The organism is Monashia sp. HAY1-11D, assembly GCF_056868035.1.
The window spans coordinates 206,144-220,945 of sequence record NZ_CP200320.1; the positions used below are offsets into that span (position 1 = coordinate 206,144).

The window sequence follows — 14,802 nt, forward strand, 5'->3', positions numbered from 1 at the left end:
GCCATGACCAGAGAGCAGCACCGCGCCTCTGAGGAGGCTGGCCCCGTCGCCGAGGTCGTCGCCGCCGTCAAGCCGCGTCTGCGTGGCTGGCTGCATCTCGGCATGTTCCCCGTGTCCGTCGTCGGCGGGCTCGTCCTCGTGCTCCTGTCCGATCCCGGGGCCGTGCGGACGGCCTCCCTGGTCTTCACCGTCACCGCCGCGCTGCTCTTCGGGGTGTCGGCGGTGTACCACCGCGGCACTTGGGGTCCCCGGGCCAGTGGGCTGCTCAAACGCCTGGACCACTCCAACATCTACCTCATCATCGCCGGCACGTACACGCCGTTCGCCGTCACGCTCCTGCCCGGCACGCAGGCCCGGATCCTCCTGTCGATCATCTGGGGCGCCGCCATCGCCGGCGTCGCCTTCCGCGTCGTGTGGGTCAGTGCGCCGCGATGGCTCTACACCGGCCTCTACATCGCGCTCGGGTGGACCGCGGTCTTCTACGTCGTGCCGTTCTGGAGGGCGGGCGGCCCGCTCATCGGCTCGCTCATCGGCCTCGGCGGCATCCTCTACACCCTCGGCGGGGTGGTCTACGGCACGAAGCGGCCCAACCCCTCGCCGCGCTGGTTCGGCTTCCACGAGGTCTTCCACGCCTTCACCCTCGGCGGCTTCGCCTCGCACTTCGCCGCCGTCGCCCTCGCGGTCGTCGGCTACCAGGCCGTGAGCTGAGGCTTCCCCTCTCGTCGACGCGGCGAGGCCCCCGGCATGCCGGGGGCCTCGCCGCGTGGTCCGTCCCGGGCTGTGGGCCCTCAGCGCCGCGGGCGCCCCGGGTCGGTTCCCGCGCCGCCCGACGCGTCGGTCTCATCGGGCCCGTCGCCGGCGAACGGGTCGCCCGACCCCGACGCCGCGTCGGCCCGACGCGTCCGCAGACCCTCGGCGTCGGCGGGGGCGTCCGCGTCGGTGAGGGCGTTGTCCTCGACCTCGGCGCGCTCACGGTCGCGGTAGGCCATCCGGCGCAGCCGCGAGTTCATGTTGCGCACGAGGAACCACAGCGCCACCGCCAGGACGAAGAAGGCGATGAAGCCCCAGATCCCGGGCCCGATGGGCAGGTTGCCGCCGTCGGCCATCAGTCGTCCACCTCCTCGCCGGACGCGTCCGCGCCGGCCCGTTCCTCGGTGTGCTCGTCGGTCTGCTGGTCGGCCTGCTGGTCGGTGTGCTCGTCGGTGTGCGTCTCCGCACTGTCCCCATGGACGACCCCGCCGGGCGACGTCGCCTCGTGCGCGCCCTCCTGCGGCTCCGGCGCCTCGGGCTGGCGGCCGTCGTAGACGACGGACAGGTCGCGGCGGGTCGCGAGCGCGTCCGCCTGCTCCGGCGTCCCGAGCCCGGCGAAGAGGTCGTCCTCGCCCTCGATGACCGGCACGTAGGACAGGGCGGCCTCGAACTCCTCGACGGGCCACACCCGCTGCTGGATCGACAGCGGCACCTGGAACCAGAACCCGTCCGGGTCGACCTGCGTCGCGTGGGCCAGGAGCGCCCGGTCACGCACGTCGAAGTAGTCGCCGCACCGGATGGTCGTCGTCGGACGACCGTCGCGGCGGGGCTTCCAGTTGGCGAGCCACTCGGCGTACGGGCTCTCGAGTCCCTCGGCGACCATCGCCTCGTGGATGAGCGTCAGCCGCTCCTTGCTCCAGCCGCCGTTGTAGTAGATCTTGAGCGGCTGCCACGGTGCCCCGGCGTGGGGGAAGCGCTCGGGATCACCGGCCGCCTCGAAGGCGGCCATCGCGACCCGGTGACACATGATGTGGTCCGGGTGCGGGTAGCCGCCCTTCTCGTCGTAGGTCGTCATGACGTGCGGGCGCCAGGCCCGGATGACGCGCACGAGCGCCTCGGTCGTCACCTCGAGGTCCTCGAGGCCGAAGCAGCCGTCGGGCAGCGGCGGGAGCGGGTCCCCTTCGGGCAGGCCGGAGTCGACGAAGCCGAGCCACGTGTGCTCGCAGCCGAGGACCTCCTGGGCCGCCTTCATCTCGTCGCGGCGCACCTGGACGATGTCGCGCAGGATGTGGGGGTCGTTCTTCAGCTTCTCGTTGAGGATGTCGCCGCGCTCGCCCCCGGTGCACGAGACGACCATGACGGACGCGCCCTCGGCGACGTACTTCGCGGTGGTCGCGGCCCCCTTGCTCGACTCGTCGTCCGGGTGCGCGTGCACCGCCATCAACCTCATGCCCTCGGCCACGTGGCTCCCTGCTGTCGTCCCTGATCGGTGGTTGGGTTCGTGCGAGGCCGCCGGGTGGGCGCGCCGTCGTCACGGGGCGACCGGCCGCTGCTGGACCGCGTGGACCGAATGGACCGCATGGACCGCGTGGACTGCTGCCGGACCGCCGTCGGGCGCCGGCGTCCCGTGGGGGACACTGGACCCGACCGACATCCTCTCACTCCCCGTGGCGCCTTCCGCCCGGGCCACGACCGTCAGGACCCTTCGCATGCCGTCGCGACCGACGCTCCCCCGTCCCGCCCCCGGCACGGCGAAGTGGTGGGTCATCGGGACCCTCGGTGTCCTCGCCATGTCGGCCGTCGCCGTGTGGTTCGGCCTGGCCGCGACGCTCGGGCGTCCCGCGTTCGAGACCCTCGGCTACAAGGTCGTCGACGACCGCACCGTCCGCGTCACCTTCACCCTGACGCGTCCGGAGGGGCGGGCCATGACGTGCACCGTCGAGGCGCTGGCCCGGGACTTCTCCCCCGTCGGCACCGCACGGGTCGACGTGCCCGCCGGGCCCGACACCGTGACGACGACGACCACCCTGCGCACCACCTCTCGGGCCGTCACCGGGCAGGTGCGCGACTGCTCCTGACCGCCCGTCGAACCGGGACGAACCACCGCGGTACGGACGCCCGCTGCACGCCATGACCTGCGTGTGCGACGAGCCCTTTGCTACGCTTGGTCTTTCACCCAGGGTCCGGACCGGTCACCCACGCAGGCACGTGCCAGCAGGCGACAGCCACGGTCGGGCCCTTCGTACATGTGAGACGCCCACGCGGACCCGCGTGGGCGTCGGTTCATCGAGGAGTGACACAAGTGACCGAGACTGCTGCTGGTGGTTTCCTGACGCAGGAGGCCTACGACCGCCTCAAGGCGGAGCTGGACCACCTGTCCGGCGAGGGTCGCATCGAGATCGCGCAGAAGATCGAGGAGGCCCGTGAGGAGGGCGACCTCAAGGAGAACGGTGGCTACCACGCCGCGCGCGAGGAGCAGGGCAAGATGGAGGCCCGGATCCGCCAGCTCACCGAGCTGCTGCACAACGCGAAGATCGGCGAGACCCCGGCCGACGACGGCGTCGTCGAGCCCGGCATGGTCGTCACCGTGGAGATCTTCGGTGACGAGGAGACGTTCCTCCTCGGCAACCGCGAGATCGCGGACGGCTCGGACCTGCAGGTGTTCTCCGAGAAGTCCGCGATGGGCGCGGCGATCAACGGCAAGAGCGTCGGCGACAGCACGTCCTACGAGGCGCCGAACGGCAAGACCGTCGAGGTGAAGATCCTCGCGGCCAAGCCCTACACGGCCTGACCCCCAGACCCGGACGGGCCGGTCCCCCTCGCGGGGTCCGGCCCGTTCGCCTGCCCGACCGCACTGCGTCAGCCCGCGCAGGCCGGTGGACCGGACCGCCCGCCCCCACCGCCCGCCCCACCCGCAACACACCGAGCAGCTGCCAGGTCGCCCTTCGTACTCCAGCCGGGGTTGGCAGCTGCTCGGTGTGTTGCGGGGTCAGGCTGTCGGGCGGTCAGGCTCGGGGTCAGGTTGTCGGGCGGTCAGGCCTGGGCGGCGACGGCGCGGGCGAGGTGGGGGGCGTCGGCGGCGAGCAGTCCCGCGGCGAAGAGCAGGTACCGCTCGTCGACGTGGGCGCGGGCCTCGCGCGGCACCTTCCACCCGCCGGCGTGGTCCCTGAGCACGGCACCGAGGACGTGCTCGCGCCCCGACGCGTCGGCGTGCCGCAGCACCCCGCCGGAACCGACGAGGGTCGTGACGTTCGCGAGCGGCCGGGGCGACTCGGTCGGCTGGGCCGCACGTGCATGGCGCCGGACCGCGACGAGGGCGGCCAGGCGGGCCAGCTCCAGGTCGAGCGCGCGCTCCTCGGCATCGGTCGGCAGCAGCCCGGGCTGCCTGTGGACGCGGGCAGCCCACGACCGCAGGTCGGCCGCGGAGGGACGGCCGGCACCGTCGAGCACGTGCTCCTCCTCGGCGGCCCGGACGACGTGCAGCGCGTTCCATCGCAGCCCGAGGTCGCCCTCGACCGTCCGGGCGTGCCACAGCGGTGCCACGACGTCCTTGCGCAGGGACGCGTCCTCCCCCTCCGGGGTCAGGCACGAGTAGACGTCGGTCGTCGCGCCCCCGACGTCCACGACGAGCACATCGCCACCGCCGAGCCCAGCGAGCGCCTCGACGCCACGCAGCACGGCGTCGGGCGTCGGGGCCTGCACCATCGCCGCGAACGCGGGGTCGCGCGAGAGGCCCTTGCCGCCGATGACGTGCTGCAGGAACGCCTGCCGGATCGCGGCCCGCGCGGACTCCGGGGCGATGACGCCGATCCGCGGCAGCACGTTGTCGGCCGCCACCGCCGGCCGGTCGGTGGCGGCGAGCCTGGCCATGGCGTCCTCGCGGGCCTCGACGTTGCCGGCGACGACGACGGGCGTGGCATGTGCCCCGTGGCCCCCGATGGCGAGGCGGGCGAGCCGGTCCGCGTTGTGCAGCAGCACGTCGGCGTTACCGCCGTCGGTGCCGCCGACGAGCAGGACGATGTCGGGCCGGGACGCGCGCAGGGCGGCGGCCGCATCGGTCGTCAGGGCGCCGGCGGCGACGTGGACGACCTTGGCACCGGCCGACAACCCGACCCGCCGGCCGGCCTGCGCGGTGACCGTGGCCTCGTAGCCGACGACGGCGAGCCGCAGGCCTCCCCCGGCGCTCGAGCAGGCGCGGACCGACGCGTCGTCGGGCACGTCGAGCATCGAACGCAGGGCTCGGTAGCCGTCGAGCACGTCGCCGCGGCCGAGGGTCCCCGTCGTCGGCGTCGCACCGGTGGCGACGACCTCGCCGTCGTCGCCGAGCAGCGCGCCCTTGGTGAAGGTCGACCCGAAGTCGACCGCGAGAACGGTCACGCCCGCCGGTCAGCCGTGGATGTCGAGCGCCTCGCGGAGGTCGGCGATGAGGTCGTCGACGTCCTCGATGCCGACCGAGAGGCGGATGAGGTCGTCCGGGACCTCGAGCTCGGTGCCGGCGACGCTCGCGTGGGTCATCCGGCCCGGGTGCTCGATGAGCGACTCCACGCCCCCGAGGGACTCCCCCAGGGTCCACAGGCGCACGGCCGCACACACCTTGACCGCGGCGTCCTCGCCCCGGCGCATCCGGAAGCTGACCATGCCGCCGAAGCGCTTCATCTGCCGGGCCGCGACCTCGTGGTTGGCGTGGCCGGCCAGACCCGGGTAGAGCACCTGGGAGACGCCGTCATGGCCCTGGAGGAACTCGACGACCCTCTCGGCGTTGTCGCAGTGGCGCTCCATGCGGACCGCGAGGGTCTTGAGCCCGCGCAGCGTCAGCCACGAGTCGAAGGGACCGGCGACGCCGCCGATGCTGTTCTGGTGGAAGGCGATCCGGTCCTCGGCGTCGGTCATGCCGGGCACCGTGATGTCGGCGCGGGTGATGACGGCGCCCCCGACCACGTCGCTGTGGCCGCCGGAGTACTTCGTCGTCGAGTGCGTGACGATGTCGGCGCCGAGCGCGATGGGGCTCTGCAGGTAGGCGGTCGCGAAGGTGTTGTCGACGACGAGGAGGGCACCGGCCTCGTGGGCGACCCGGGCCACGGCCTCGATGTCGGCGATGCCGAGCAGCGGGTTGGTCGGGCTCTCGACCCACACCATCTTCGTGCGCCCGGGACGGACGGCGGAGCGCACCGCATCGAGATCGCTCATGTCGGCGATCGAGTGCTCGATGCCCTGCGGGCCGGCGACCTTGTTGAAGTAGCGGTACGTGCCGCCGTACGCGTCGTTCGGCACGACGACGTGGTCGCCCGGCACGAGGAGGGCCCGGACGACGGTGTCCTGGCCGGCGAGCCCGGACGCGAACGCGAACCCGCGGCTGCCCCCCTCGAGGGCGGCGATGCACTCCTCGAGGGCCGTGCGCGTCGGGTTGGCCGAGCGGCTGTACTCGTACCCGCCCCGGAAGCCGCCGATGCCGTCCTGCTTGTACGTCGACACCTGGTAGATCGGGGTGATGACCGCCCCGGTGGAGGCATCGGCCTCCTGGCCGGCGTGGATGGCGCGGGTCGAGAAGCCGTGCTCGTCAGACATGGTGCCGAGCCTATGCCACGCCCTCTGCCACTCCCCGGGGCCTCAGTCGATCGGGTCGAGGATGCGGTGCAGGAACTGACGGGCGCGGTCGGTCGACGGACGCGTCAGCACCTCTGCCGGAGTTCCACGCTCGACGACGACGCCGCCGTCCATGAAGAGCACCTGGTCGGCGACCTGCTGCGCGAACCGGATCTCGTGGGTCACGACGACCATCGTCCACCCTTGTGCCGCAAGGTCCTTCATGACGGACAACACCTCGCCGACGAGCTCCGGGTCGAGGGCCGACGTGGGCTCGTCGAAGAGCATCAGTTGGGGGCGGATGGCGAGCGCGCGAGCGATGCCGACCCGCTGCTGCTGGCCGCCCGAGAGCTGGTACGGGTAGGCGTCGGCCTTCTCGGCGAGCCCGACGAGACCGAGCAGCTCGCGTGCCTCCGCCTCGGCCCCGGCCCGGTCCCGCCGTTGGACGAGCACCGGCCCGGAGGTGACGTTCTGCAGGACGGTCAGGTGCGGGAACAGGTTGTGGGCCTGGAAGACCATGCCGCTGCGGGCCCGCAGCCCTGCCACCCGACGCTTGGCGAGCGGGCGCCGGGCGAAGTCGACCTCGACGTCGCCGATGCGCACGAGCCCCGCGTCGGCGACGTCGAGCGCGTTGAGCGAGCGCAGCAGCGTCGTCTTGCCTGAGCCGGAGGGGCCGATGACGACGGTGACGGTGCCGGCGGGCACCTCGAAGTCGACCGACCGCAGCACCTCGTGGTCGCCGAACGCCTTGGCGAGGCCCCTCACGGACACGAGCGGACGCGTCGGGTCGGGAGCGGTGGGGCTGGTGGGCTGTCGGGTCATGCGGCCACGTACCTGTTCTGTCGTTCCTCGAGGCGCGCCTGCCCGAACGACAGGGCCAGGCAGACCACCCAGTAGTAGACGGCCGCGACGCCGTACAGCGCGAAGAACTGGTACGTCGGGGCCGCGGCCTCCTGGGCGACCCGCAGCAGCTCGGTCACCTGGATGGTCGAGGCGAGCGACGTGTCCTTGACGAGGGAGATGAGCGTGTTGGACAGCGGGGGGATGGCGGTCCGGGCCGCCTGCGGCAGCACGATGCGGCGCAGCGCGGTCGCGTACCCCATCCCGACCGTCGACGCGGCCTCCCACTGGCCCTTGGGGATCGAGAGGATCGCCGAGCGGATGATCTCCGCCGCGTACCCGCCGACGTTGAGGGTAAAGGCGAGCACCGCCGCAGGGAACGGGTCGAAGCGGACGCCGAGGGCCGGCAGGCCGTAGTAGATGATGAACAGCTGCAGCAGCAGCGGCGTACCCCGGATGAGGGAGACGAAGACCCGCGCCGCGCCGGACACGACCGGCACCCTGGACAGGCGCATGAGCGCCACGGCGAGCGCCACGACGAGCCCGAGGCCGAAGCTGACGACCGTCAGCGGAACCGTCGAGGTGACGGTCGCCCGCAGCAGCGGTCCGAGCGAGTCGAGGATGAGGTGGACGGTCTGGTCGTTCACGGCGCGGACCTCACCGGGCCCCGGCTCAGGAGGCCGAGGTGGCCGGCTTGACCGACACGTCCGTGCCGAAGTACTTCTCGGAGAGCTTCTTCAGGGTGCCGTCGGCCTCGAGGTCGGCCAGGGCCTTGTCGATGGCCGCGACGAGGTCGGAGTCCTTGCGGGCGGCGATGACCTGCTCGGACACGTCACCGGTCTTGGCGGCGATCTTGACGCCGTGGTCGCCGGTCGACTTCTGGTAGTCCAGGACCGCGAGGCTGTCGTTGACCGTGGCGTCGACGCGCGACTGCTTGAGCAGCGTGATCGCCTGGGTGAAGCCCTCGACCGACTCCACCTGGGCACCGGCGTCCTTGGCGACCTGTGCCCAGTTGCTCGTCAGGCTCTGGGCCGACTTCTTGCCCTTGAGGCCGGCGAGAGAGGTGATGGAGGAGTCGTCGGCGCGGGTGGCGATGACACCCTCGGACCACGTGTACGTCGAGGACAGGCCGTAGAGTCCGGCGCGCTCCTTGTTCCTCGTCACCTGGTTGACGACGACGTCGAACCGCTTGGAGGCCAGGCCGGCGAAGATGGCGTCCCACGGCGTCTCGACGTACTCGACCTTGACGCCGAGCTTGTCCGCGACGGCCTTGGCGACCTCGACGTCGTAGCCGGTCAGGGCATTCGTCGTCGGGTCGTGGAAGGAGAACGGGGAGTACGTGCCCTCGGTCCCGACGCGGAGGACCTTGGCGTCCTTGACGGACTGCAGGTCGCTGCCACCGCCCGAGGTGGAGCTGCACGCGGCGAGAACCGCGGCGAGGAGCGTGACGATCAGGACGGTGAGGGCGGACCTCGTGCGCATGGGTGGGGACTTCCTCGGGTCTCGGGGTGCGACTGGGACGACGGCGAACGTTATAACGCCGCGTTTGGATCGACATAATCGGTGGTGTCGGTCATCCGACAGGCGACAACCCGTTCCGGGGGGCGGACATTCCCGCTCCCGCGCCGGCCCACCGCAGCCGGGTCAGCGGGGAACCCCGGTCTGCTTCTGCCACTCCCGGCTGTAGCCGTCGACGCGGTACCCGAGGCGCCGGTTGACGGCGAGCATGTGGTCGTTGGAGGCGGCGTTCCACGTGCGGACCGCGGTGACCGCCGGCAGCTCCTCCATGAGGAGCACGGCGTTGGCCGCCTTGAGCCGCAGGCCGAGCGCGTGCCCGCGGTGCTCCCGCAGCACGAGCGTGTCCTGCTGGTAGGCGAGGTCGGGCTCGTGCCTCGACACCGAGACCGTCGTGAACCCGACCAGCCGGCCGGAGGGGACGTGGCGCGCGGCCGTCTCTACGACGCGGCGGCCCGACGCGCGGGTGCGGGCGTTGCTCGCCCGGAGCCGCTCGGCGTCCCAGTCCTCCTCCTCGACGTCGAGGTCGTCGGCGGGGGCGTCGGTGCTCATCCGCTGCTGCAGGACCGCCCGGTCCTCGAGCCAGGAGTCCGGCATGTCGTCGACGTACGACTCGAGGGTGTAGTCCTCGGCGCCGGGCTGGGCCAGGACCGCCATCAGCGCATCGCGGTCGGCCGGCAGCGCCTGCTCGCTGCGCAGCACCGTCTGGGCGACGACATAACCGCGCGCCGTTGCGAAGGCCTCCGCGCGGTCGGTGTCGCCCTCGGCCCACTCGGTCTCGACGAGGAGGGTCGTGCGGTCGTGGTCCGCCGCGATGCGTTCGGCGTCGGCGAGGAGTGCCGAGCCGACCCCGCGGCCCCGGGCAGCCGGCAGCACCGAGAGCCAGAGCATCGCACCGTGCAGGTTGTCGCGCAGTGGCAGGTGCACCTCCACGGCGCCCACGAGCTCACCGTCCCGCCAGGCCGCCCTGGCGACGCGCTTCTTGTCCGAGCCCCGGACGAACCCCTGGACCTCCTCGAGGCTCCACGCGCTGCCGCGGTCGCCGAACAGGTCGCGCTGGACCGCGGCGTGCACGGCGACCCAGTCACGTGCGGCCGCCTCCTCGGCGGGGTCGAGCAGGTTGATCGGTCTGATGGCCAGGTCCTCGGTCACGAGCCCGAGTCTGGCGGGGGGCGTCAGGGCCGGGCCACCGATTTGTCCGCGCCCGGCGGCTTTGCGCCCGGGACGGCCCCTCGTCCGGCGTCCGCGCGGCCGCCTGCCGGCATACCGGGGCCTCCGCCGGCGTTGCAGGAGCGTATCCCCCCACACGAAGGATGTGACACTGGAATGGTGTTCGGACTCGGCAGGAAGACCCAGATGCCCGCGCGCGAGGAGGCCCTCACCGGTCGTGACACGCGCCCGTTCCAGGTGAACCCGACGCACGTCGTCCTCGGCACGCCGCTCGAGGGACCCTGGCCCGAGGGGTCGGAGGTGCTCTACGTCGCGATGGGCTGCTTCTGGGGCGTCGAGCGCATCTTCTGGCGCCAGAACGGCGTCGTCAGCACCGCCGTCGGCTACATGGGCGGCTACACGCCGAACCCGACGTACGAGGAGACGTGCACGGGCCTCACCGGCCACGCCGAGACGGTCCGCGTCGTCTACGACCCCGAGAAGACCTCGCCCGAGCTGCTGCTCAAGGCCTTCTGGGAGAACCACGACCCGACGACCGCCAACCGGCAGGGCAACGACATCGGGACCGCCTACCGGTCGGCCATCTACTGGACGACCGAGGCACAGCGGCTGGCGGCGGAGGCCACGCGGGAGGCGTTCCAGAAGGTCCTCGACGACAACGGCTACGGCCGGATCACGACCGAGATCCGCTCCGCCGAGGACGCCGGCCCCTTCTACCTCGCCGAGGACTACCACCAGGGCTACCTGCACAAGAACCCCGGCGGCTACTGCAACCACGGCCCCAACGGGATGACGTGCCCGGTCGGCATCGTGCGCCAGGACCAGCTGCCCGCACAGCAGGACGTCGCCCCGCCGACCGCCTGAGCCGAGCCGCCCGGCTCTTCACAGCGCGAACACCGACCGCAGCGTCGCGAGGACGCCGCCGTCGGTGTTCGCGGGCGCGCGGTGGCGGGCCCTCGCGAGGACGCCGGGGTGGGCGTTGGCCATCGCGTACGAGTGCTCGGCCGCATCGAGCATCTCGACGTCGTTGAGGTAGTCACCGAAGGCCATCGTCTGCGCCGGCGTCACTCCGAGGGCGCCCTGCAGGTCGCGGACCGCCAGTCCCTTGTCGACGCCGGAGCCCATGACGTCGACCCAGTGACGACCCGAGACGACGACCGGCTGGGGGTGGCAGAAGTCGGTGAGCGCGGGGGCGGTGAACGCCGTCGGGTCGCCGAAGTCGTGGACCGCGAGCTTGAAGACGCCGTCGCGGACGGCCGTGAGGTCGGCCGTCGTGGCGAGCCGGACGTAGTAGCGCTCCGCCTCGCGGAGGAACACGTCGTCGGTGCGCTCGACCCACGCCGACTCCTTGCCGCAGAGCACGACGCCGAGGTCGGCGCCCCGAGCGGACAGGTCGCGGCAGAACCGCAGCACCGAGCGCACCCACTCGGGGTCGAGGGTGTGCGCCGCCACCTCGACGCCGTCGCGGGTGACGTAGGCGCCGTTCTCGGCGATGACGTCGAGCCCGTCGAGGACCTCGTCGAACAGGCGCGCGATCGTCGCGTGCTGGCGCCCGCTCGCGGGCGCGAAGGCGACGCCGCGCTCGCGCAGCGCCCGGATGACCTCGGTGGTGCCCTCGGGAAGGCGGCCGTCGCCGTCGAGGAGGGTGCCGTCGAGGTCGGCGACGACGAGCCGCACGTCCGCCGGACCGGACCCGTCGGTGGCGCCCGGACCACGCGCCGCGGAGGGCGCCGCGGGCGCGACGGGGCTGGGGGCGGGCGAGGCGGACATCCCGCCCAGCCTAGGTCCCGGGCGGGGACCGGCCGCTCCCGTCCCGCAGCGCGGACAACGCCCGGATGGCAGGATCACGCCATGCCCAAGGAGTTCCACATCAGCCGCTCCATCGTCGTCGCCGCTCCCCCCGCGCGCGTCCACGCCCTCGTCAACGACCTGCACGAGTGGCAGAAGTGGTCCCCGTGGGAGGGCCTCGACCCGCACCTCGAGCGCACCTACGCCGGCCCCCAGTCGGGCGTCGGCGCGACCTACGCCTGGCGCGGCAACAGCAAGGCGGGTCAGGGACGGATGGAGATCGTCGAGTCCTCGCCGCACCACGTCGGCGTCGACCTCGTCTTCTCGGCACCGATGCGGGCGACGAACCGCGTGGACCTCAGCCTGACCCCGTCCGGCGACACGACCGCCGTCGAGTGGGCGATGACGGGACCGCAGAACGCCGTCATGCGGCTCATGAGCCGCTTCTGGTCGATGGAGAAGCTCGTCGGACCCGACTTCGAGAAGGGCCTGGCCCGGCTGAAGGCCGCCGCGGAGGCCCCCGCCCGGTGAGCGCCCGACCGCCAGAGGGAGCAGGACCGGTCATCCGGCCGGCGCGGCGTGACGACGTCCCGGCGATCGTCGCCATGCTCGCCGACGACGTCCTCGGCGCCTCCCGCGAGAGCCCGGAGGACCTCGCGCCGTACGAGGCGGCCTTCGAGCGGGTCACCGCCGACCCGGGCCAGCACCTCGTCGTCGCCGAGCGCGACGGACGGGTCGTGGGCACCCTCCAGCTCACCGTGCAGCCGGGCCTGTCCCGCCGCGGCGCCACCCGCACCATCGTCGAGGGCGTGCGCGTCGCGTCGTCCGAGCGTGGGTCCGGCCTCGGCACACAGCTGGTCGAGTGGGCGCTCGAGGAGTCCCGCCGGCTCGGCTGCTCGCTCGTCCAGCTCACCTCGGACGCGACACGCCTCGACGCCCACCGCTTCTACGAGCGGCTCGGCTTCGAGAAGTCGCACGTCGGGTTCAAGAAGCTGCTCTGAGCCGTCCGGCCGGACGCGTGGCGCGCGGGTCGCGGCCGGGCTCGTGACGCGCGGTGGTCCTCCCGCCGCTCAGAAGATCCGGACCCGCTCCTCGGGCGGACGCCACATCGCGTCCTCGGGCTTCACCGCGAACGCCTCGTGGAACTCGTCGACGTTGCGCACCGCGTTGCCCCGCACGTCCTGCGGTGAGTGCGGGTCGATCGCGAGCAGGCGGATGGCCTCGGCCTCGCGCGCCTTGCCGCGCCAGACCTGCGCCCAGCCCATGAAGAACCGCTGCGGGCCGGTGAAGCCCTCGACCTCGGGCATCCCCGGCTTCTCGGTCGCGATCCGGTAGGCCGCGTAGCCGATCTGCAGGCCGCCGAGATCGCCGATGTTCTCCCCCACGGTGAGGGCGCCGTTGACCTTGTGCTCGTCCCCGAGGCCGGCCGGCGTGTACGTGCTGAACTGCTCGATGAGCCGCTGGGACAGGGCGTCGAACCGCTCGCGGTCCGCTTCGGTCCACCAGTCGCGCAGGGCCCCGGTGCCGTCGTAGCGCGAGCCCTGGTCGTCGAAGCCGTGCCCGATCTCGTGGCCGATGACGGCCCCGATGCCGCCGTAGTTGACGGCGTCGTCGGCCTCCAGGTCGAAGAACGGCGGCTGGAGGATGGCGGCCGGGAACACAATCTCGTTCATCGAGGGCATGTAGTACGCGTTGACGGTCTGCGGCAGCATGAACCACTCGCCGCGGTCGACCGGGTTGCCGATCTTGGCGAGGTTACGGTCGACCTCGAACTCCGTTGCCCGAGAGACGTTCCCGATCAGGTCGCCGGAGTCGATGGCGATGGAGGAGTAGTCGCGCCACGAGTCGGGGTAGCCGATCTTCGGGGTGAAGGCCTCGAGCTTGGCCACGGCCTCGGCCCGGGTCTCCGGGCCCATCCACTCGAGCGAAGCGAAGGACCGGCGGAACGCCTCGACGAGGTTGCCGACGAGCTGCTGCATGCGCTCCTTGGCCTCCGGCGGGAACCAGCGCTCGGCGTACAGCTGCCCGACGGCCTCGCCGATGTTGTCCTCGACGACGGACACGCCGCGCTTCCACCGCTCCCGGTTCTCCGGCTGGCCGGAGAGCGTCCGGCCGAAGAAGTCGAAGTCCTCCTCGACGAAGGCCTCCGGGAGCAGTGGGGCCAGCTGGGTGAGGACGTGCCACGTCAGCCACGCCTGCCAGTCGGTGGCGTCGGTGTCGCCGAGGACGGCGTCGAGGCCCTCGAGGAAGCTCGGCTGACGCACGACCACCTTGGCGAAGGAGCCCTCGGGCGCGCTCAGCCCCTCCAGCCAGGCATCCCACGCATACTGTGGCGCAAGGGCTTTCAGCTCCTGCAGCGTACGCGCGTTGTAGGTCTTGAGGGCGTCGCGGCTCGCGACGTTGTCCCAGTGCGCGGCCGCCAGCCGCGTCTCGAGCGCCATGATCCGCGTCGCCTTGCCCTCGGCGTCGGGGATGCCACCCAGTCGCAGGAGGCGCCCGACGTGCGCCACGTACGCTGCCCGGATCTCGGCGTACTTCTCCTCGCGGTAGAACGACTCGTCGGGAAGCCCCAGCCCGCCCTGCTGCAGGTAGACGACGTACTCCTCGGGCGAGCGCTGGTCGGGCGCCACCCAGTAGCCGATGACGCCGTCGACGCCGATCCGGACGAGCCGTCCGAGTGCAGCCGCCAGCGACTCCGGGCCGTCGACCGTGGCCACCTCCGACAGCGCAGCCTCGAGCGGGGCGAGGCCCAGCTCCTCCACGCGCGCCGTGTCCATGAAGCTGGCGAAGAGGTCGCCCACCTGGCGCCTGGGCGTGCCGAGCTCGCTCGACGTGTCGGCCGCCGCCTCCTCGATGAGGGCGTGCACGCGCGCGGTGGACTGCTCCCGCAGCACGTCGAACGTGCCGAACCGCGCCTTGTCGCCGGGGATGTCCGTCGTGTCGAGCCACGTGCCGTTGACGAACCGGAAGAGGTCGTCCTGGGGACGCGTGGCGCGGTCGAGCGCGCCGAGGTCGATGCCGGACTTCACTGCCACGTCGTGCCTCCAGAAGCTGCTGCGGTCGGTGCCGCGTCGGGTCTGCGGTCGGGCGCGGCCCTCGCCGGGACGAGGAGCCGCACCCGTGGGCAGCCTAACCACGCACCACCGCCGGGGTGGG

Annotated in this window: 16 protein-coding genes; 6 read left to right on the forward strand and 10 right to left on the reverse strand. The window is 72.3% G+C overall.

Annotation, left to right across the window (positions count from 1 at the left end):
• Positions 1-3: 3 nt before the first annotated feature.
• Positions 4-708 carry a PAQR family membrane homeostasis protein TrhA gene (gene trhA, locus AC1VM9_RS00880; RefSeq protein ID WP_481343564.1) on the forward strand — a complete coding sequence of 235 codons (705 nt, stop codon included), beginning with the start codon at positions 4-6 and terminating at the stop codon, positions 706-708.
• Between the two features lie 80 nt (positions 709-788).
• Here trhA and AC1VM9_RS00885 read toward each other — a convergent pair whose 3' ends face one another.
• Positions 789-1,106, reverse strand: coding sequence for a hypothetical protein (locus AC1VM9_RS00885; protein WP_481343566.1), 318 nt, complete (start codon positions 1,104-1,106; stop codon positions 789-791).
• A complete protein-coding gene (gene mca, locus AC1VM9_RS00890) occupies positions 1,106-2,212 on the reverse strand; it encodes a mycothiol conjugate amidase Mca (protein ID WP_483120624.1) in 1,107 nt (368 codons plus the stop codon). Before mca ends, AC1VM9_RS00885 begins: the two co-directional genes overlap by 1 nt.
• Positions 2,213-2,459: 247 nt before the next feature.
• Here mca and AC1VM9_RS00895 point away from each other — a divergent pair, with 247 nt between their 5' ends.
• Entirely contained in the window at positions 2,460-2,828 is a 369-nt protein-coding gene (locus tag AC1VM9_RS00895) for a DUF4307 domain-containing protein (RefSeq protein WP_481346572.1), read from the forward strand.
• Between the two features lie 224 nt (positions 2,829-3,052).
• Positions 3,053-3,541, forward strand: coding sequence for a transcription elongation factor GreA (greA, locus tag AC1VM9_RS00900; protein ID WP_481346571.1), 489 nt, complete (start codon positions 3,053-3,055; stop codon positions 3,539-3,541).
• A 242-nt stretch (positions 3,542-3,783) separates the two neighbouring features.
• Here the strand turns inward: greA and AC1VM9_RS00905 are convergent, their stop codons facing one another.
• From AC1VM9_RS00905 to AC1VM9_RS00930, 6 genes are all read right to left on the reverse strand, one after another.
• Positions 3,784-5,127 (reverse strand): glutamate mutase L, encoded by a 1,344-nt coding sequence (locus AC1VM9_RS00905; protein WP_483120626.1) that lies wholly within the window; start codon positions 5,125-5,127, stop codon positions 3,784-3,786.
• A gap of 9 nt (positions 5,128-5,136) precedes the next feature.
• Entirely contained in the window at positions 5,137-6,315 is a 1,179-nt protein-coding gene (locus AC1VM9_RS00910) for a cystathionine gamma-synthase (protein ID WP_483120628.1), read from the reverse strand.
• 42 nt (positions 6,316-6,357) lie between these two features.
• The gene (locus AC1VM9_RS00915) at positions 6,358-7,155 is read right to left on the reverse strand and encodes an amino acid ABC transporter ATP-binding protein (RefSeq protein WP_481342498.1); all 798 of its coding nucleotides are present in this window, start codon (positions 7,153-7,155) and stop codon (positions 6,358-6,360) included.
• Positions 7,152-7,820, reverse strand: a complete 669-nt coding sequence (locus AC1VM9_RS00920; RefSeq protein WP_481342499.1) for an amino acid ABC transporter permease — start codon at positions 7,818-7,820, stop codon at positions 7,152-7,154. The genes AC1VM9_RS00915 and AC1VM9_RS00920 overlap by 4 nt, the downstream gene beginning before the upstream one ends.
• Before the next feature lie 25 nt (positions 7,821-7,845).
• On the reverse strand, positions 7,846-8,655 hold the full coding sequence (locus tag AC1VM9_RS00925) for an amino acid ABC transporter substrate-binding protein (RefSeq protein WP_483120630.1): 810 nt from the start codon (positions 8,653-8,655) through the stop codon (positions 7,846-7,848).
• 162 nt (positions 8,656-8,817) lie between these two features.
• Entirely contained in the window at positions 8,818-9,840 is a 1,023-nt protein-coding gene (locus tag AC1VM9_RS00930) for a GNAT family N-acetyltransferase (protein ID WP_483120632.1), read from the reverse strand.
• Between the two features lie 204 nt (positions 9,841-10,044).
• On the opposite strand from AC1VM9_RS00930, the gene msrA reads away from it, so the two are divergent.
• Positions 10,045-10,722, forward strand: a complete 678-nt coding sequence (gene msrA / locus AC1VM9_RS00935; RefSeq protein WP_483120634.1) for a peptide-methionine (S)-S-oxide reductase MsrA — start codon at positions 10,045-10,047, stop codon at positions 10,720-10,722.
• Between the two features lie 18 nt (positions 10,723-10,740).
• Here the strand turns inward: msrA and AC1VM9_RS00940 are convergent, their stop codons facing one another.
• A complete protein-coding gene (locus AC1VM9_RS00940) occupies positions 10,741-11,628 on the reverse strand; it encodes an HAD family hydrolase (protein ID WP_481346306.1) in 888 nt (295 codons plus the stop codon).
• 81 nt (positions 11,629-11,709) lie between these two features.
• On the opposite strand from AC1VM9_RS00940, the gene AC1VM9_RS00945 reads away from it, so the two are divergent.
• Entirely contained in the window at positions 11,710-12,177 is a 468-nt protein-coding gene (locus AC1VM9_RS00945; protein WP_481342504.1) for an SRPBCC family protein, read from the forward strand.
• On the forward strand, positions 12,174-12,647 hold the full coding sequence (locus AC1VM9_RS00950; RefSeq protein ID WP_481346308.1) for an N-acetyltransferase family protein: 474 nt from the start codon (positions 12,174-12,176) through the stop codon (positions 12,645-12,647). The genes AC1VM9_RS00945 and AC1VM9_RS00950 overlap by 4 nt, the downstream gene beginning before the upstream one ends.
• Before the next feature lie 69 nt (positions 12,648-12,716).
• On the opposite strand, the gene AC1VM9_RS00955 is transcribed toward AC1VM9_RS00950, so the two are convergent.
• Entirely contained in the window at positions 12,717-14,681 is a 1,965-nt protein-coding gene (locus AC1VM9_RS00955) for a M13 family metallopeptidase (RefSeq protein ID WP_483120637.1), read from the reverse strand.
• Positions 14,682-14,802: the final 121 nt, after the last annotated feature.

Coding starts and splice junctions, on each gene's coding strand:
- AC1VM9_RS00945 (WP_481342504.1), top strand. CDS start 11,710: ATGCCCAAGGAGTTCCACATCAGCCGCTCCATCGTCGTCGCCGCTCCC.
- AC1VM9_RS00885 (WP_481343566.1), bottom strand. CDS start 1,106: ATGGCCGACGGCGGCAACCTGCCCATCGGGCCCGGGATCTGGGGCTTC.
- AC1VM9_RS00925 (WP_483120630.1), bottom strand. CDS start 8,655: ATGCGCACGAGGTCCGCCCTCACCGTCCTGATCGTCACGCTCCTCGCC.
- AC1VM9_RS00940 (WP_481346306.1), bottom strand. CDS start 11,628: ATGTCCGCCTCGCCCGCCCCCAGCCCCGTCGCGCCCGCGGCGCCCTCC.
- msrA (WP_483120634.1), top strand. CDS start 10,045: ATGCCCGCGCGCGAGGAGGCCCTCACCGGTCGTGACACGCGCCCGTTC.
- AC1VM9_RS00915 (WP_481342498.1), bottom strand. CDS start 7,155: ATGACCCGACAGCCCACCAGCCCCACCGCTCCCGACCCGACGCGTCCG.
- AC1VM9_RS00910 (WP_483120628.1), bottom strand. CDS start 6,315: ATGTCTGACGAGCACGGCTTCTCGACCCGCGCCATCCACGCCGGCCAG.
- trhA (WP_481343564.1), top strand. CDS start 4: ATGACCAGAGAGCAGCACCGCGCCTCTGAGGAGGCTGGCCCCGTCGCC.
- AC1VM9_RS00895 (WP_481346572.1), top strand. CDS start 2,460: ATGCCGTCGCGACCGACGCTCCCCCGTCCCGCCCCCGGCACGGCGAAG.